13 protein-coding genes and 1 riboswitch are annotated in these 18,137 nt (G+C 63.5%); of the genes, 5 read left to right on the plus strand and 8 right to left on the minus strand.

The window, feature by feature from the left end:
- The first annotated feature begins 96 nt into the window (after positions 1-96).
- The 3 genes from RC54_RS02705 (at position 97) to ilvD (ending at position 4,246) form a co-directional block, all read left to right on the plus strand.
- Positions 97-1,331, plus strand: a protein-coding gene (locus RC54_RS02705; protein ID WP_123020402.1) for an IS3 family transposase whose coding sequence is annotated in 2 segments (ribosomal slippage) — positions 97-457 and positions 457-1,331 — 1,236 coding nt in all. Because the reading frame shifts where the segments join, the coding sequence is not laid out codon by codon here.
- 107 nt (positions 1,332-1,438) lie between these two features.
- Positions 1,439-1,612, plus strand: a riboswitch (yybP-ykoY riboswitch).
- 10 nt (positions 1,613-1,622) lie between these two features.
- Positions 1,623-2,201: a manganese efflux pump MntP gene (gene mntP / locus RC54_RS02710; RefSeq protein WP_017455328.1), complete on the plus strand. Its 579-nt coding sequence runs from the start codon at positions 1,623-1,625 to the stop codon at positions 2,199-2,201.
- Positions 2,202-2,383: 182 nt separating this feature from the next.
- Positions 2,384-4,246 carry a dihydroxy-acid dehydratase gene (gene ilvD / locus RC54_RS02715; RefSeq protein ID WP_061789642.1) on the plus strand — a complete coding sequence of 621 codons (1,863 nt, stop codon included), beginning with the start codon at positions 2,384-2,386 and terminating at the stop codon, positions 4,244-4,246.
- Positions 4,247-4,322: 76 nt separating this feature from the next.
- Here ilvD and RC54_RS02720 read toward each other — a convergent pair whose 3' ends face one another.
- From RC54_RS02720 to RC54_RS02730, 3 genes are all read right to left on the minus strand, one after another.
- Positions 4,323-6,206: an AI-2E family transporter gene (locus RC54_RS02720; RefSeq protein WP_061789643.1), complete on the minus strand. Its 1,884-nt coding sequence runs from the start codon at positions 6,204-6,206 to the stop codon at positions 4,323-4,325.
- Positions 6,207-6,349: 143 nt separating this feature from the next.
- Positions 6,350-6,742: an SMU1112c/YaeR family gloxylase I-like metalloprotein gene (gloA2, locus tag RC54_RS02725; RefSeq protein WP_058894162.1), complete on the minus strand. Its 393-nt coding sequence runs from the start codon at positions 6,740-6,742 to the stop codon at positions 6,350-6,352.
- Between the two features lie 29 nt (positions 6,743-6,771).
- The gene (locus tag RC54_RS02730; RefSeq protein WP_058894163.1) at positions 6,772-7,713 is read right to left on the minus strand and encodes a LysR family transcriptional regulator; all 942 of its coding nucleotides are present in this window, start codon (positions 7,711-7,713) and stop codon (positions 6,772-6,774) included.
- A gap of 126 nt (positions 7,714-7,839) precedes the next feature.
- Between RC54_RS02730 and RC54_RS02735 the strand changes: the two genes are divergently transcribed.
- Both RC54_RS02735 and RC54_RS02740 read left to right on the plus strand, forming a co-directional pair.
- Positions 7,840-9,294 carry an MFS transporter gene (locus RC54_RS02735; protein ID WP_058894164.1) on the plus strand — a complete coding sequence of 485 codons (1,455 nt, stop codon included), beginning with the start codon at positions 7,840-7,842 and terminating at the stop codon, positions 9,292-9,294.
- Positions 9,295-9,626: 332 nt separating this feature from the next.
- Entirely contained in the window at positions 9,627-11,270 is a 1,644-nt protein-coding gene (locus RC54_RS02740) for a methyl-accepting chemotaxis protein (RefSeq protein ID WP_061789644.1), read from the plus strand.
- Positions 11,271-11,285: 15 nt separating this feature from the next.
- Here the strand turns inward: RC54_RS02740 and RC54_RS02745 are convergent, their stop codons facing one another.
- From RC54_RS02745 to RC54_RS02765, 5 genes are all read right to left on the minus strand, one after another.
- Positions 11,286-12,623 carry an ABC transporter ATP-binding protein gene (locus RC54_RS02745; RefSeq protein ID WP_058894166.1) on the minus strand — a complete coding sequence of 446 codons (1,338 nt, stop codon included), beginning with the start codon at positions 12,621-12,623 and terminating at the stop codon, positions 11,286-11,288.
- 14 nt (positions 12,624-12,637) lie between these two features.
- Positions 12,638-14,383 (minus strand): ABC transporter permease, encoded by a 1,746-nt coding sequence (locus RC54_RS02750; RefSeq protein WP_058894167.1) that lies wholly within the window; start codon positions 14,381-14,383, stop codon positions 12,638-12,640.
- A 237-nt stretch (positions 14,384-14,620) separates the two neighbouring features.
- Positions 14,621-15,991, minus strand: coding sequence for an MFS transporter (locus tag RC54_RS02755; RefSeq protein ID WP_123020405.1), 1,371 nt, complete (start codon positions 15,989-15,991; stop codon positions 14,621-14,623).
- A gap of 97 nt (positions 15,992-16,088) precedes the next feature.
- The gene (locus tag RC54_RS02760) at positions 16,089-16,304 is read right to left on the minus strand and encodes a DUF2783 domain-containing protein (RefSeq protein WP_044527727.1); all 216 of its coding nucleotides are present in this window, start codon (positions 16,302-16,304) and stop codon (positions 16,089-16,091) included.
- A 61-nt stretch (positions 16,305-16,365) separates the two neighbouring features.
- Complete coding sequence (locus RC54_RS02765; RefSeq protein ID WP_123020406.1) at positions 16,366-18,129, minus strand: FAD-dependent oxidoreductase; 1,764 nt, start codon at positions 18,127-18,129, stop codon at positions 16,366-16,368.
- Positions 18,130-18,137 lie beyond the last annotated feature (8 nt).

Below are 18,137 nucleotides of genomic sequence, written 5' to 3' on the forward strand. Positions count from 1 at the left end.
TATTTCGGCACTATGTTTGTATGGCAAGACGTTGTGTTTGGAATAGCCCCTTGAATCTCAGGACACGAAGACTCTCTTAAAATAGAGGACAGTCTTATGACCAGTTTTACGACTAGGCAAACCGTGGACCATATCGAGATTCTGACCGAGCCGGAGCGTCGCAGAAGACGCACGCCCCAAGAGAAAATAGCCATCGTCCAGGAGACCTTGGCTCCTGGAGCTTCCGTATCAGCCGTTGCCAGGCGACACGGGGTGAACGCGAACCAGGTGTTTGGTTGGCGCAAGCAGTACCAGGAAGGCAGTCTGACCGCCGTCAAGGCTGGCGAGACGGTAGTGCCGGCCTCGGAGCTGGCCGCGGCCATCAAGGAAATCAAAGAACTGCAGCGGCTGTTGGGCAAGAAGAGCATGGAGAACGAGATTCTGCGCGAGGCCGTCGAATGGGGCCGGTCAAAAAACCTGATTGCGCGCTCGCCCTTGCTGCCGGAGGACGACCAATGAAAGTGGTTTGTGACGTTCTCGGTGTGGCGCGCTCTGCAGTGGCAGTAAAACGAGCCCGGAGCCCGGAATGGCGAGATGGCCGCAGTGTTCGCAAAGTCGACGACAGCGGCTTGCTCGAAGAGATTGAACTGCATGTTGCGAGCTTGCCGAGCTATGGCTATCGCCGCATCTGGGCTTTGCTGCGACGTAGCCGGGAATCTCTGGGCCAGGCGTGCGTGAACCATAAGCGGGTCTATCGCGTCATGCGAGAGCACGAGTTGCTGCTGCGCCGCCCTGGTGTGAGACGTGACAATCGACGCCACGATGGTCGCGTAGCGGTCAAGCAAAGTAATGCGCGCTGGTGTTCGGACGGCTTCGAATTCCGTTGCGATGACGGGTCTGCATTGCGAGTGACGTTTGCGCTGGATTGTTGTGACCGTGAGGCCATCAGCTGGGCGGCCACTACCGGTGGGCATAGCGGGGATGTCGTGCGCGACGTGATGCTGGCTGCCGTAGAGCAGCGGTTTGGGAGCACGCAGACTCCAGAGGTGATTGAATGGCTCAGCGACAACGGCTCTGCCTACATCGACCATCGCACACGCAGCTTCGCGCGCGAGCTGGGACTGGAGCCCTTGACCACGCCCGTGCGCTCGCCACAGAGTAACGGCATGGCGGAGCGGTTCGTAAAAACGATGAAACATGATTACATCGCCTTCATGGACAAGCCCGATGTGCCCACGGCGCTCACACATCTGGCCTCTGCCTTCGAGCAATACAATGAGCACCATCCGCACAAGGCCCTGAAATACCGCTCGCCTCGCGAGTTCAGACGGGCTGCAGCATCACTAACTTAACGATGTCTGAGTGTCCTGAATTGCGGGGGCAACTACAGTGTTGTGTATCGTCATTCCGACGAAGCTGGTGCGACACCTTGTCTAGCCCAACCGTCTTCGTTTAAAATCCGGGCTTCTCTTTGGGGAGTAGCCAGCTTCCGGGTCATCCGGAAGAGCCCGTGTCAACATTCTCGGCAGCATCTGCCGTGGCGCGGGTAGCCATCCAGGTAGGCGAGACCATAGACGTATCCTGCAGCCAGGCTGGGCGTGCAGGCACGTCCATGGACTTCGCCCGGCCAAGGAACCCCGTTCATGAATTTCCCCGCTCTCGTTCTCCTCGCGCTTGCGATGTCCACTGACGCCTTTGCGGCAGCCATCGGCAAGGGCGCTGCCATGCAGAAGCCGCGCTTGCTGCAAGCCTTGCGCATCGGTCTGCTGTTCGGCGTGATCGAAGCCATTACTCCTCTGATCGGCTGGTTCGCCGGTTCCGTGGCCTCCAAGTGGGTCGCCCAATGGGATCACTGGATCGCCTTCACCCTGTTGCTGGTGCTGGGTGCGCGCATGATCCATGAAGGTTGCAGCGACGACGATGAAGAAGACGCCGAAGCCGGCGCCCCCAAGCAATCGGTGGTGATGCTGGCCTTGACGGCTGTTGCCACCAGCATCGATGCCATGGCCGTGGGCGTGGGCCTGGCCTTCATCGACGTGAATATCCTGGAAGCGTCGCTGTTGATCGGTCTGGCCACCACCACCATGGTGACCATTGGCGTGATGGTCGGACGCGTGTTGGGCCACCTCATCGGCAAGCGTGCCGAGATCATCGGTGGCGTGGTGTTGATTGGCGTGGGCGCGGCGATCCTGTATGAACACCTGACCCGCGTCGGCGGTTGATCTGCGAAGTTCCACCCCAGCCTGGCGCGCCAGTGTGGCGCCTCAGGCTGAGCTTGCCTGCCAGATTTTATTAATATCTTCTAGATATTAATAAGTATCGAATTATATATTGGACAAACAGTCCGCCCGAAGGCACTCTTGTGCTCCCTTTTTCCCTAAGCAGCCCTGAGGAGACACCCATCATGCCGACCTATCGTTCCCACACCACCACCCAGGGCCGCAACATGGCCGGCGCACGCGCACTGTGGCGCGCCACTGGCATGAAGGATGGCGACTTCAACAAGCCCATCATTGCGGTGGTCAATTCCTTCACCCAGTTCGTGCCCGGCCACGTCCACCTGAAGGACCTGGGCCAACTGGTGGCACGCGAGATCGAGGCCGCCGGTGGCGTGGCCAAGGAATTCAACACCATCGCCGTGGACGATGGCATCGCCATGGGCCACGACGGCATGTTGTACTCGCTGCCCTCGCGCGACCTGATCGCCGACTCGGTGGAATACATGGTCAATGCCCACTGTGCCGACGCCATGGTGTGCATCTCCAACTGCGACAAGATCACCCCGGGCATGTTGATGGCCGCCATGCGCCTGAACATCCCCGTCATCTTCGTCTCCGGTGGTCCGATGGAAGCCGGCAAGGTCATCAAGACCGTCAACACCGACAAGAAGATCATCAAGCTGGACCTGGTGGACGCCATGATCCAGGCCGGTGACCAGAATATCTCGGACGCCGATGTGGCCGAAGTGGAGCGCTCGGCCTGTCCCACCTGCGGTTCCTGCTCGGGCATGTTTACCGCCAACTCGATGAACTGCCTGACCGAAGTGCTGGGCCTGTCGCTGCCGGGCAATGGCACTATCGTCGCCACCCACGCCGACCGCAAGGAACTGTTCCTGCGCGCCGGTCGCCTGATCGTCGAACTGGCCAAGCGTCATTACGAAGAGGATGACTACACGATCCTGCCGCGTAACATCGCCACCAAGGAAACCTGGGAAAACGCCATGACCCTGGACGTCTCCATGGGCGGCTCCACCAATACCGTGCTGCACCTGCTGGCGGCAGCCCACGAAGCCAAGGTGGAATTCACCATGGCCGACATCGACCGCATCTCGCGCAAGGTACCTTGCCTGTGCAAGGTCGCACCGATGACCAACAAGTACCACATCGAAGACGTGCACCGCGCCGGCGGCATCATCGCCATCCTGGGTGAACTGGCGCGCGCCGGTCTGCTCGACACTTCGCGTCCCACCGTGCACAGCAAGACTCTGGGCGAAGCCATCGAGAAATACGACATCCGCGTCACCAGCGATGCCGAGGTACACAAGTTGTTCCGCGCTGCCCCCGGTGGCGTGCCCACCCAGGTAGCCTTCTCCCAGCAGGAGCGTTTTGCCGACAGCGACCTGGACCGCGCCAACGGTTGCATCCGCGATCGCGAACACGCCTACTCGCAAGATGGCGGCCTGGCCGTCCTGTACGGCAACATCGCCGAGAAGGGTTGCATCGTCAAGACCGCGGGCGTGGATGAAAGCATCCTGAAATTCTCCGGTACTGCGCGCGTGTTCGAAAGCCAGGACGCCGCCGTGGAAGGTATCCTGGGTGACCAGGTCAAGGCTGGCGACGTGGTCATCGTGCGCTACGAAGGCCCCAAGGGCGGCCCCGGTATGCAGGAAATGCTGTATCCCACCTCCTACATCAAGTCCAAGGGCCTGGGCAAGGCGTGCGCGCTGTTTACCGATGGCCGCTTCTCCGGTGGCTCCTCTGGCCTGGTGATCGGCCACGCCTCGCCGGAAGCCGCCGAAGGTGGCGCCATCGGCCTGGTGCAGGAAGGTGACCTGATCGACATCGACATCCCCAACCGCAGCATCAACCTGCGCGTGACGGCCGAAGAACTGGCCCAGCGCCGCGCCGCCATGGAAGCCCTGGGCGATGCCGCCTGGAAGCCGGCCAACCGCACCCGCGTGGTGTCGCAGGCATTGCAGGGTTATGCGGCGTTGACCACTTCGGCTGATCGGGGCGCGGTGCGTGATCTGTCGCAACTGAAGCGCTGATCATCCTCGTTCGTGCGGTAAAAGAAAAAACCGCCAGGTGCAAGCCTGGCGGTTTTTCATGGCCGAGATCTGATCCTCAGGCCTTGATCGCCGGCTGCATATGCGTTGAAGCAAACGCCAATCCTTCCTCGAAGGACGACAGCACCATGTCCACCTGCTCCTTGACGGTAGCAGCTTCCACCTCTTCATTGAAGAACGATGGTCGGATCGTCACCAGCAAAGCCTGTGGCAGGTTCTCGCGCAACAGCCGGACGCCCTCCAGCCAGGTCACCAGATGCTCGCGCACCGGATAGACCAGGAACACGATGGATACCAGTTCAGCCTTGCTGTTGTCGGGCTGCTCCGCTTCCGGCTGGTCCAGCGTGATGCCGCGCGCATCGATGCCGCTCACGCGCAGGGAATGGACCAGCAATTCCGAGAGCAGGTCATCGCGCTCATCGCTTAAGCCGGCGCACAGCACCACTGAGCCCTGTGGCACGTCCAGCGAGCCTTGCCAGCGGCCCAGGCGGGCCAGGCGCAACTGGCGCAGGTGGGCGCCGATACTGCTGTTGAGCAAGGGCACCTCGCGCCGGCGACGCAGACTGCGCGGCGTGCCTGGGCTTTGCGTGAGCACTTCGGTCAGTTGTGAGATCGAGCGTAGCAAGCGTTCCTGTTGGGCCCCTTCAATGCGGCCATGGCGCAGGTCCAGCGCGGCCAGGGCCAGGCCGGGCAGCAGAATCTGGTCGCAATACTTGGCGAAGCTCTGCTTTTGCAGGTGGGCGCGGGCGTGGCGAATGATGGCATCCGATTCGCCGGCCAGCGCGCGCTGGTAGAAGCGTTCGGCGTGGCTCATGTCGGGGGCTTCACCCAGCAGGATGGTAATCGGCTCCAAGGCCGCCACGTGACGTCCGGCCACCACCAGGCACAGAGTGAGCGGGGTCGACAGCAACAGGCCGATCGGGCCCCACAGGCTGCCCCAGAACAGCGCCGAGACGATCACCGCCAGCGGCGAGAGGCCGGAGCTGTGACCATAGATGCGCGGCTCGACGAAGTTGGAGACGATCACTTCCAGCCCCACATAGAAGGCCAGGAAGGATAGCGCCAGCCACCAGCCCGGATCGATGGCGGCGATGAACACCGAAATCATCAAGCCCGAGGCCAGCGCGCCGAGGTAGGGTACGAAGCGCAACACCCCGGCCAGCGTCCCCCACAGCACCGCGTGCGGCACCCCGCCTGCAGCCAGCACGATACCCATGGTCAGGCCGAACACCAGGTTGACCACGAACTGCGAAAAGAAGAAACGCGATACCCCTTCGGCGGCATCGCCCAGCGCCTGCATGGTGCGGCTCATCTCGGTCAAGCCCGCCAGCCGGATCAGCCGTTCGCGCAGGGATTCCTGTTCCAGCAGGATGAACACCAGCAGCACCAGCACGATGCCGGCTTGGCCGATCGGCCCCCAGGCCAGGGCGAACAGGCGTCGCAGGGCGCCGCGCACCGACATGCGGGTATCTGCTTCCGGGGTGGCCGCAGCGGGTGCGGCAGCGCTGGCGGCACGACTATTTTTCTTGCCGTTGCGCGTGGGCTCCGCCATCGGCTGCGGGATCACCGCCGTCAGTTGGGCTTCCAGCCGGGCGAAGGGACGCTCGGTCATGGCGCGCACGCTCTCGACTTTTTCCTGGATGGCATCGCGGTATTGCGGCAGGTCGCTGGTCACACTGACCAGTTGGAAGGTCAGTACCACCGCCAGCGCCACCAGGCAACCGCCCACCAACAGCACCGAGACCATGGCCGCGGCGGCACGGTTCAAGCCCAGGGCATCGAGTTTCCTGACCAGGGGCAGGATGATCAGGCTGGCAATGCCAGCCACCGCCAGCGGCGCCAGGATCTCGCGGCCGAAGTACAACATGCCCAGCACCACGGCAGCCCCTAGCAAGGTGGCGGAGCTCAGGCGCGAGAAAGCGGAAGTCTTGAGGTTTTGCATGGTGTGGATGGGAGAGACGACAGCAGCGGCGGGAATGCAGCGCGAGTATAGCCGTTGGCTCTGCAGTGCGCTCGCCCTGCTTGGAGGTTTTCTTCACCATGGCAATGTCGGGCAGGCCTGGCGCGGCTTGTGCACGGGCAGGTTCAGTGGATTACTTCATATAACTCCAGCGGAAGCCCATCCGGGTCGGCAAAGAAGGTGAAACGCCGACCGGTGTATTCATCGATGCGGATTTCTTCCACGGCCACGCCTTGCGCTTCCAGTTCGGCCTTGCTGACCGCCACATCGGCCACCGCGAAGGACAGGTGGCGCAGGCCGCAGGCTTCCGGGCGCGAGGGGCGAGCCGGTGGGTTGGGGAAGGAGAACAGTTCGATCTGGGTGCCATCGGGCAAGCCCAGGTCCAGCTTCCAGGAGTCGCGCGCCTGACGGTAATGCTCGGCGATCACGCGCAGGCCCAGCAGGTCCACGTAGAAGGCCTTGGAGATGGCATAGTCGGAACAGATGATGGCGACGTGGTGAGTGCCTTGCAGTTGCATGGGAGACTTTCAGAGAATTGCCATGTGGATCAGCCCTTGGCCCCGCGCCGCGCCAGGGTGGCGCAGACTGCGCGCACCTTGTCGCGCAGCCAGCGATGGGCCGGGTCCAGTTCGACCCGTGGGTGCCACATCAGCGACACGATGATGGGTTCGGTCACCACCGGCAGTTCGAACCGGTGGATGCCGGAGGCACTGCCATCGGTGCGCGGTGCGCCAGCCGTGGTCAGGAAGGAAGAAGGCACGATGGTCACCAGATCGGAGGCGCGCACGATGGCCAGTGCGCCGGGATAGCTGGGCACCACCGCCACCACCTTGCGCGTGAGGCCGCGTTCGGCCAGCGCCGCATCGAGCGGGCTGCTGGTGTCGCCGCGCGGCGAGGCGCTGACGTGTTGGCAGGCGCAGTAGCGCTCGGCAGTCACGCGCCGTAGCGACGCCAGCGGATGACCGATGCGCACCGCGCCGACGAAGCGGTCGCGAAACAGGGTTTGCAAGCGCACCTCGGGCCCCATCTCGTTGGCCATGCCGATTTCCAGATCGGCACTGCCTTCGCGCAACGGCAGCGGGCTGCGTTCCACCTTGGGCGCGAAGCGCAGCCGCACCAGCGGCGCTTCGGTGGTCACGGCGTCAATGAGGGCGGCACCGCAGGCTTCGATGAAACCTTCATTGGCGCGCAGAGTGAAGTCACGTTCCAGTCGTGCCAGGTCCAGTTCGGGAACCGACGGGCGCAAGACCGAGCGGGCTTCATGCACCACATTGCGCACTCGCTCGCGCAGCGCTTCGGCACAGGGTGTGAGCACCATCTGCCGGCCTGCCCGCACCAGCAATGGGTCGCCGGTAGCCTGGCGCAAGCGGGTCAGCGTGCGGCTCATGGCCGAGGCACTCAAGCCCAGGCGGCGCGCGGCACCGGCCACGCTGGCTTGGGCGATGAGGGCATCCAGTGCGATAAGCAGGTTGAGGTCGGTGGGGATCATGACGGCATCCTAGCATGGGTCGTCAGACATGGCGTCGTATGCAATGATCCAATGCAAGCCATGCGTCTTCCGCCTTGTCTTGTGGCTGGCTATAGTGAAGTCCTGATCCCATCTTCTGCACTCACCATGGAACTCTTTTCCGACCTGCCCGGCGATGAAGGCTTGCCGGGCCAACAGCGTCGCCGCGCCATGCTGGCCGTGATGACGGCCACCACTATGGCGGTGTTTGACGGCACCATCATCAACGTCGCCCTGCCACAGATCAGCTTGGCGCTGCATACCTCGGCCGCCGCCTCGGTGTGGGTGGCCAATGCCTACCTGTTGGCCACCGCCATGACGCTGGCGGTGTTTGCCGCACTGTCGTCGCGGCTGGGTTTTCGTACCCAATTCACGGCCGGACTGGCGGTGTTCACGCTGGCCTCGCTGGGTTGCGCACTGTCGCGCTCGGTCGAGTGGCTCATCGCCATGCGCGTATTGCAGGGACTGGGTGGCGCGGCCATGCTCAGCATTGCCCCGGCCATCCACCGCACGGTCTTTCCCAATCGCCTGCTGGGCCGCATCCTCGGCCTGAACGCGGTGCTGGTGGCGGCCGGCACGGCGGTGGGGCCGGTGCTGGGCGGCACCTTGCTGGCCGCATTGAGCTGGGAGTGGATCTTTCTGATCAACCTGCCCTTGGGTATGGTGGGCGTGCTGCTGGCGTGGAGTGCCATTCCCGAGACTCGCAAGCCTGCCCGTGCGCGCTTCGACATCGCTGGCGCCTGTTGGTCGGCGCTGGCCATGGGAGCGCTCATCATGGCCGCCGATACCTGTGCGCGCCTGGCCGAACCCGGCCAGGGTACCCAGGCGACACTGCAGGCCGCTGCCTATGCCTTGGTGGCGCTACTGGCCGCGCTGGCCTTCGTGCGGGGGCAGCGTCGCGCCCCCGAGCCCCTGTTGCCGCTGGACATCTTTGCCAATGCACGCTTCTCGCTGGCTGCGCTGACCTCGCTGGTGTCCTTCGTGGGCCAGGGCATCGCCTTCGTGGCCTTGCCCTTCCTGTTCCAGAATGGCTATGGCTACAGCGCCTTTGAATCGGCTGCATTGTTTACTCCGTGGCCGCTGGGCATTGTCCTGGTAGCGCCCCATGCCGGCCGCCTGGCCGACCGCCATTCGCCGGCGCTGCTGTCCAGCCTGGGCCTGGCGCTCTTTACGGTCGGGCTGGCCTTACTGGCGCTACTGCCCGCGCACGCCCAGGCCTGGGACATCGGCTGGCGTGCGTTGGTGTGCGGCATGGGTTTTGGTTTCTTCCAGAGTCCCAACAATCGCGAGATGCTCGGCAATGTCTCGCGCGAGCGCAGCGGTAATGCTTCGGGCGTGTTGGCCATCATGCGTACTTTCGGCCAGTGCCTGGGCGCGGCACTGCTGGGCATGATCCTGGCGATCTACACTGCTCATGCCGTGGAGCAAGGTAGCTTGCAGATGAGTGCGCTTGAGGATGGCGAGGCGATTCGTGTCGCCTTGTGGGTCGCCACGGCAGCCACCGCGCTGGCCACCGCAGTGAGTGCCAGCCGTCTGCGGCGCCAGGCGCAATCGCCCGCCTGATGAGCTTTTACGGGCCACGGTGCAGAAAACGTCACGCTGCTCTGCAGCGATGGTCAACACTGAAATGTACGTAGTGAGGTAACTTTTTTAGAGACCGGTTAAATCCTCGTTGATCCACGCTTTGCGCTTTCCCGTGAGCGCTTAGACTGGCCTTTGCTTGCCGGTGCGCCGACTGCCACGGATGTTCATCACAACCATAATAGCGACCATCCCCCGTCCGCCCGATTCAAGCAGACAGGCTCGGCAGTTCATCTTCGCGCAAGCTCCTTCAAACTTTCCCTCAGCCAGCTACTAGACCGGTCAGGGGATATTACATAGGGGGTCAAATCATCATGGGTAAGTTGAAAGTCGTAACCAGGCTGGCATTGGGCTTTGGCCTGATCCTGGTGTTTTTGCTGGGTATCTCTGCATTGGGCTTCTACGGTATGTCGCGCGTCAATGATGCGCTCACCGATATCACTCGCGTCAATAATGCCGAAATCAAGCTGGCCAGTGCCTTGCGCAATGCCTTGAGCCAGCGCGCCATCGCCATTCGCAATATTGCCTTGCTGGAAGATGAGGCCTCCATGCAGGTCGAAGCGCAGACCCTGGCGCGCCAGGAAAAACTCTACGCCGACGCCTACACCGCCCTGGAGAAGATGTTTGCCACCGAAGCCGGCACCACCGAGCGTGAACACAAGCTGTTGGCGCAGGTCAAGGCCGATGAAAACGCCACCGTCCCGCTCATGGCCAAGGCCTTGCAATTGGGGTTGGAGAACAAGCCGGCCGAGGCCGTGAAGGTGCTCATCAGCGAAGTGCGCCCCAAGCAACAGGCCTGGATCACGTCACTCACCGAACTCTCCGAATTCGAAGACCAGCTCAATGACGAAGCCGCTGTCAGCGCGCGCAGCACCTACGAATGGCTGCGTACCCTGATGCTGACTTCCATCGCACTGGCATTGTTGGTGGGCATCGTGGCTGCGGTGACGATTGCGCGCAGCATCCTGCGCCAACTGGGCGCCGAACCCTCCGAGGCGCAGTCCATTGCACGCGAGATCGCCAGCGGCGACCTGACCGCCACGGTGCGCGTGCGTGCCGGTGATGGTTCCAGCCTGATGGCGTCCATCGAGCAGATGCGTTACCAGTTGAACGTGATCGCCTATGGCATCAAGTCAGCCGCCGAAACCATCTCGGTGGCCAGTGGCCAGATCGCGCAAGGCAACTTCGATCTCTCCCAGCGCACCGAGGAACAAGCCGCCTCGCTGGAAGAAACCGCTGCCAGCATGGAGGAGCTGACCACCACCGTGCGCCAGAACACCGAGCACGCCGCCGAAGCGCTGCGCCTCTCGGGCGGGGCCGCGCAGACCGCCACCAGCGGGAGCGCAGCCTTCGATCGGGTGGTCTCGACCATGGACAAGATCTCGGCTAGCTCGGGCAAGATGGCCGATATCATCAGCGTGATCGAAGGCATCGCCTTCCAGACCAATATCCTGGCCTTGAATGCGGCGGTGGAAGCGGCGCGCGCCGGCGAGCAGGGACGCGGCTTTGCGGTGGTGGCCTCGGAAGTGCGCTCGCTGGCCCAGCGCAGTGCGGTGGCCTCCAAGGAGATCAAGGACTTGATCGGTGAATCGATGTCGCACGTGAGCGCGGGTTCGGAACTGGTGGCCAATGCCGGTCATCAGATGAGCGAGATCGTGGCCTCGGTGCAGCGTTTCGGCGAGATCATGAACAATATCGCCACCGCTACTCAGGAACAAGGCAGCGGCATCGAACAGATCAATACCGCCATCGTGCAGATGGATCAGGTGACCCAGCAGAATGCGGCACTGGTGGAAGAAGCCAGCGCGGCGGCGCAGTCCTTGTCGCAGCAGGCCAGCGGCTTGCTGAAGGTGGTATCGGTCTTCAAGATCCGCACCGATGCCTCCACCATGGCTGCGGCCAGCAACAACGCCAATGTTGGCGCATTGCAAGGCGCGCCGATGCCGGCCCTGCAGTGAAATGACCGCCGGCGCTCAGCCCTGGGCGCCGTCTTCGTCGTCTTCGTCCTTGGGCACGAACACCATGCCGGTCTTGGCGTTGTAATCCATCAGGCCGGCATAGCGGCCCCAGGCGATCATGGTTTCGAAGGTCTTTTCCGGGTTGTCGTAGGGCAGGGCGCTGCCGATGTCCTTCAAGACGCGCTCGGCCTCGATTTCCTCGGCCTCGCCCAGCACCGCCAGGATGATGTGGAAGATGCGCAGCTTGTAGACCTGCTCGGCGAAGATGGCGCGCTGACCCTTGCGGTCGGCGGCCACGAAGCGGCGCCCGAGGTCGGTCAGGTAGACCTCCTGCTTGGGGGTATCCACCAATTCCAGGATTTCCGCGGCCTTCACGGTGGCGATGGTCTCACCGAATTCCTTGCCGATTTCATCCGAAATGTCGTAGATGTTGTTCAGTTCCGGCTCATCATGCAACAGGCTCATCAAGCCCAGGATCTGGCCCACCGGGATCAGCGGGATCGACTCCATGCGCTTGCGACCGCGCGAGATCGGTTCGCCCGGCACATGCGCTTCAGGCGGCAGGTCGGGCAGCGAGAGGGTGGTAATGGCTTCGTGGATGATGTTGACCAGGCGCTGGAATTCCGGGCTCTTGGAGTCGCGCGGATAGGGCAGCGGATTGTCCAGCACCAGGCCCAGGCGGCCCGGACGCGGGAACACCACGACGATGCGGGTGGCCATTTCCACCGCTTCCTCGATGTTGTGGGTCACCATGAAAATCGAGGTCAGGCCACTGTCCGGGGCGCGCCACAGGCTGATCAATTCCTGGCGCAGGTTTTCTGCGGTCAGCACGTCCAGGGCGCTGAAGGCTTCGTCCAGGCACAGCAGCTTGGGCTTGGACACCAGCGCGCGCGCAATGCCCACACGCTGGCGCATCCCGCCGGAGAGCTCACGCGGATAGGCGCTGTGGTAGTTGCCCAGGCCGATCAGTTCGATGGCGCGGTCTACCGCCGCATCGCGTTCTTCGCGGGTCGGGTTGTGCGACATCAGGCCCACGGCCACGTTCTGTTCCACCGTCAGCCACGGATAGAGCGCGAAGGTCTGGAACACCACCGAGGCATCGCGGTTGACGCCATAGAGCTGCTTGCCGGCCGCCATGGTGTGGCCCGAACTGGGTTCGACCAGTCCGGTCAGGCAGCGCAGGATGGTGGATTTGCCCGAGCCGGATTGGCCCAGCAGCGCCAGCAGTTCGCCTTCGTGCACGGCCAGGTCGATGTTGTCCAGCACCTTGAGCTCGTGGCCGCCGGCAGTGTTATAGGATTTGCTGACCGCGCACAGTTCGGCGACGGCAGGGCGTTGTTGAGAGGTAGTCATGGCTGGGCTCAAGATCAATCGAGGCGGAAACGGCGTTCGGCGAAGGCATACAGGCGACGCCAGACAAACTTGTTCATCATCACGACGAACATCGACATCACGCCGATGCTGGCGATGATGAGTGGCGTATCACCGGACTTGGTGACGGCCGAAATATAGGCACCCAGGCCATCGGCCTTGAGCGACACATCGCCCCAGTTGGCCAGTTCGGCCACGATGGAGGCATTCCAGGCGCCGCCGGCAGCGGTACAGGCGCCGGTCACCCAGAACGGGAAGATGGCCGGCAGGATCAGGGTCTTCCACAGGTTCCAGCGCGACAGGCCATACATGCGGGCGGCTTCCTTCAAGTCATTGGGGATGGCCATGGCGCCGGCGATGACGTTGAAGAGGATGTACCACTGCGTGCCCATGGCGATCAACAGGATGCTGCCCCAGTTCATGCTGACGTTGCCGGCCACGAACCAGCCCACCACCAGCGGGAAGGTCATGTTGACCGGGAAGGACGCACCGATCTGCGCCAGCGGCTGGGCGAAGCGAGCGATATGCGGCTTGGAGCCGATCCATACACCCACCGGAGTCCAGATCAGGGTAGCGATCACCGTCATGGCCAGCACCCGCAGCAGAGTCAGGAAGCCCAGCCAGACGATGTGGCCGAACAGGCTCCAGCTCATGGCCCCGTGCAGCGCATCGATGGCCGCCACCAGGCCGCGCAGGGATTCGAAGATCAGCAGGCCGAAGATGAGGCCCGAGATCAGGCGATTGGTCCAGCGCCGGCGCGCCACCCGCGCCGGAGTCAGGTTGCCGGCGGTGGCCGGGCGATGACGCGCCAGCCAGTTGCCCAGCGGGGTCCACAGTTTTTCATCGAGCCAGGTAAAGACGTAGGAGCCGCGCAGCAGGTCATAGACCCAGGAGGTCGGCGGCGAGGTCGATTCGGTCAGTTCGATCTTGAACTTGTCGGCCCAGGCCAGGAGTGGCCGCCAGACCAGTTGATCGCTGATGAGGATCAGCGCCAGCATGGCGATGACGGCCCACAGCGCTGCCGTATGGTCGCCCTTGTCGATGGCCTGTGCCATGTAGGAACCCAGGCCGGGCAGCTTCAGATCCTTGTTCATGACGCTGATGGCTTCGCTTTGCGCCACGAAGAACCAGCCGCCACCGAAGGACATCATGGAGTTCCAGATCAGGCTGTGGGCCGAGGCCGGCAATTCCACGGTACGGAAGCGCTGCCAGGCGGTCAGGCGATAGGTGGTGGCGGCTTCCTGCATGTCGGTCGGGATGGTGACCATGGAGTGATAGAAGCCGAAGGCCATGTTCCACACCTGGCCGGTGAAGATGGCGAAGATGGCTGCGCATTCCACGCCCATCAGGCTACCCGGGAACAGGGCCATGAAGCCGGTCACGGTAGCCGAGAGGAAGCCCAGCACCGGCACCGACTGCAGGATATCCAGCGCCGGCAGGATCAGGGCGCGCGCGCGGCGGTTCTTGGCAGCCAGATAGCCGGTGCCGATGGCGAAGAATAACGAGAAGGCGAAGGCAATCCACATGCGCAACAGCGTGCGCCCGGCGTAATAGGGGATCATGGCCGGCGAGCTATCGACCTCCAGCTGGTCGGAGGGATCGAAATGCACCAGCATCCCCTTGCCGAAGTGCAGGGCACTCCATAACAGCCCGAACAGCACCGCCAGCACCAGCGCATCGATCCAGCCGAAGCCAGGCTTGACTTCTTCATAGGCCGTCAGTTGCGGCGAGGTGGTCTTCATTTTCATGTCGGTGAGGCGGGAAAGCTCTGCAAGGAGTGGTCAGGTGCGCGGATGCCGGTCGTGCAGGATCAACTTCGATCTTGCGTCCCCAAAAGACTGGCGGCGCAACTGTATCAAGGAATTCTGACAGTTTGTTGACCAGCTTGCTGGATGTTGCACAAATGACAACCGGCGCCGGGGCAATCAAGCCCGGCGCCGGTGGCAGTCAAATTCCTCAGTTCGCGCGGTCAGCCAGGATCAGCCTGCTCCCTGGGTAGTGTGGGTAGCGGACGTTTTTCTCGGAATCAATCCCCACATCGTCAACCCACTGAGCAACAACAACCCCGCCAGGATATACAGGGCGATATCGATATTGCCGGTGCGCGTCTTGATCAGCCCGATCAGCCAGGGGCTGACGATGCCGCTGGTGATGCCCACGCTGGAGATGAAGGCGATGCCGGGGGCAATCGTCTGGGCCGGCAGCAGGCCCGGGGGCAGCGACCAGAAGATGGGCAGGGCGGCGAAGATCAGTACTGCCGCCAGCGACAGCAGCCCCAGCGAGACCGCCAAGCTGGACGGGTGCAGCGTCAGCGCCGCCAGGGCCAGCGCGCCACCGGTGGTACAGAACAGGAAGTGGCCGTGGCGCTCGTTGCGACGGTCGGAGCGGCGGGCGATCAGGATCAGGCCGATGGCGCCGATGGCGTTGGGGATCACCGTATAGAGCGAAACCTGCACCACGTCCTTGATGCCGAAGTCGCGGATCATCAGCGGCATCCAGAAGTTCAGCGTCAGCGAGCCGCAGGTCAGGGCGAAGTAGATGAAGGCGAACAGGTAAGTGGGCCGGTGGCTCAGGGCATGGCGCAGTGCCGTCAGCGAGTGGGCTTTGACATGCTGGCTGCGCTGCGTTTCCTGGGTGTGCCGGGCCAGCAGGAAGCTGCGCTCCTGCTGGCTCAACCAGCTGGCCTGGGCCGGGCCATCGGCCAGCAGGAAGATGACCAGCACGCCCAGCACCACGGCCGGTGCGCCTTCGATGGCAAACATCCACTGCCAGCCATACATGCCCATCACGCCGGCCATGTCGCGCATGATCCAGCCCGAGACCAGACCACCCAGCACACCCGCCACCGCCACGCCGGCAAAGAAGATCGCCATCACCGCCGCGCGCCGCCGCGCCGGGAACCAGTAGCTCAGGTACAGCACGATGCCGGGGAAGAAGCCGGCCTCGAATACGCCCAGCAGGAAACGCAAGACATAGAAGTGGGTGGCGTCGGTGACGGTCATCATGCCCACCGAAGCCAGGCCCCACAGCACCATGATGCGCGAGAAGGTGCGGCGTGCGCCAAAGCGCGCCAGCAGCATGTTGCTGGGCACTTCGCACAGCACGTAGCCGACATAGAACACGGCCGCGCCCAGGCCGTACATGGCATCGCTGAAGCCCAGGTCCTGCTTCATCTGCAATTGCGCAAAGCCGATGTTGATGCGGTCCAGGAACGAGACCACGTAGCAGAGGAAGAGGAAGGGGATGATACGCAGCCAGACCTTGCGATAGATCGCGTCTTCGGCGGCCACGCTCAGGTCCAGGTGGGGAGGGGCGGCCAGCGTCGTGGCGCCCGGGGATGGGGTCATCATATGAAGGTCTCCGTTGGGTACGGCGCCTGTGGCGGCGCTCTTGTGGATAGGGGTGAAGAAAGATTCCGAGCAGGCAGTGTCGGCGACGACGGACGCGTCAAGCCGCCGCGGCCAGTGCCGGTTCGACCCCGGCGCGTGCCCGCTGCATGGCCTCGAGCAGCACTTCGTGGCCGCCGATGTGATTGCACAGCAGCAGGATCAGGCGGGCATTGACGTCCTGGCTGGTGGCATCGTCCAGGCCGCGATGCATGTCGATCAGGGCTTCGTAGAAATCGTCCGGGCGTGTCAGGTTGGGCGCGGTATTGAGTTGCATGGTGGTCTCCTTGATAGCTTGTTGATGTTGGTTGGCGTCGGTCGTCGATGGTGGCAGGGGTTCAGGCCGCGTCCAATACGGGCGTGGCGGCCTGGCTGGTAGAGCTGCTGATGTTGCCGCTGGCGCGCAAGAGCGCCGCGCCGATGGCTGGCGCATCGACGCGGCGCCAGCGCGCACAGACGTGTTGGTCGGGGCGGATCAGGTAGCAGGTCTGGCTGCTGGCGTGCGCGGCGTCGTAGCGCTGCGCGGCCAGCGCTTCGATGTCCTGCACGTAGCGCGCAGCCTGGCCCAGATGGGCCAGCACGTGACGGTCTTCGGGCGTGGCGGCGGCCTGGCCGACGAACAGCAACTGCAATGGCAGCGCGCCCTGCGTCAATTGCGCCAGCGCCTGCACCTGCTGCGCCGGCAGCGCGGCGGGGGCGGCAAAGATCATGGCCACGAAGCGCTCGCCCAGTTGCCGCAGCAGCCAGTCGGCCCCGGTGTCGCTGACCACCGGGGCATCGGTGCAGGGTGCGCCGGCTTGCATGGCGCCCTGGAAGGGCGCGCTGTCTTCGGTGTTCAAGACCGAGCCGTGCAGCGTGGCCGGCAGCGACAGGCGGCCGCTGTTGACCAGGCGCCGCGCGAAGGCATGGTCCCGCGCCAGGCCCAGCACCGCATCGCGCAAGCGTCGGCTGACCGGGCTCTTGGGCGTGATGAAGTCGGTCGAGCGGGTGGAGTTGAGCAGGTTTTCGTCGGCCGCGTATTCGCGCTCGCTGGCATAGCTGTCCAGCAGGCTGTCAGGCGCCTTGCCCTGCAGCACGTAGGCCAGTTTCCAGGCCAGGTTTTCGGCATCCTGCACGCCGCTGTTGGCGCCACGGGCGCCGAAGGGCGAGACGCAGTGCGCGGCATCGCCCACGAACAGCACCCGGCCATGGCGGAAGCGGTCCATGCGCACGCAGGAGAAGGTATAGACGCTGACCCATTCCAGCGAAAATTGCACCTCCTTGCCCAGCAGCGCCTGCACCCGTGGGATCACCCGTTCGGGGCTCTTTTCCAGCACCGGGTCGGCCTCCCAGCCGAGCTGGAAATCGATGCGCCAGACATCGTCAGGCTGGCGATGCAGCAGCACCGACTGGTTGGGATGGAAGGGCGGATCGAACCAGAACCAGCGCTCGGCCGGGAAGGGTGCATCCATCTTGACGTCGGCGATCAGGAAGCGGTCGCGGAAGGTGTGGCCCAGGCTTTCCAGACCCATCATCTTGCGCAGCGCACTGCGCGATCCATCGGCGGCCACCACGTACTGCGCCTTCAAGGTGTAGCTGCCTTGGGGCGTGTCCACCGTCAGTGCTTCATGGTCGGCATGATGGGTGATGGCGCTGACCTTGCTCTTCCAGCGCAGTTCGATGTGCTCGAACTGGCGGGCCTGTTCCAGCAGATAGCCTTCGACGTAGTACTGCTGCAGGTTGATGAAGGCGGGCCGGGCATGGCCGCTTTCGGGCAGCAGGTCGAATTCGTAGACGGCTTCTTGGCGCAGGAATACCTTGCCGCGACTCCAGCCCACGCCCTTGTCGACCATGCGCTGGCCGCAGCCGATGCGGTCGAAGATATCCAGCGTGCGCTTGGCAAAGCAGATCGCCCGCGAACCGGTCGACAGCGTATCGTCGTCGTCCACCAGTACCACGGCAATGCCCTGGCGGGCCAGGTCGATGGCGGTGACCAGCCCCACCGGGCCGGCGCCGATGACCACCACCGGATGTACCGCTGCCTGGTCGGGCCGGGTCTGTTCGGCGCAGGGTTGGTAGCCAAAGCGCTGCTGCTGGTAATCGATGGCTGGGATGCTCTTCATGTCTTGTC

This window comes from Herbaspirillum rubrisubalbicans (assembly GCF_003719195.1).
GTDB classification, from domain to species: domain Bacteria; phylum Pseudomonadota; class Gammaproteobacteria; order Burkholderiales; family Burkholderiaceae_D; genus Herbaspirillum; species Herbaspirillum rubrisubalbicans.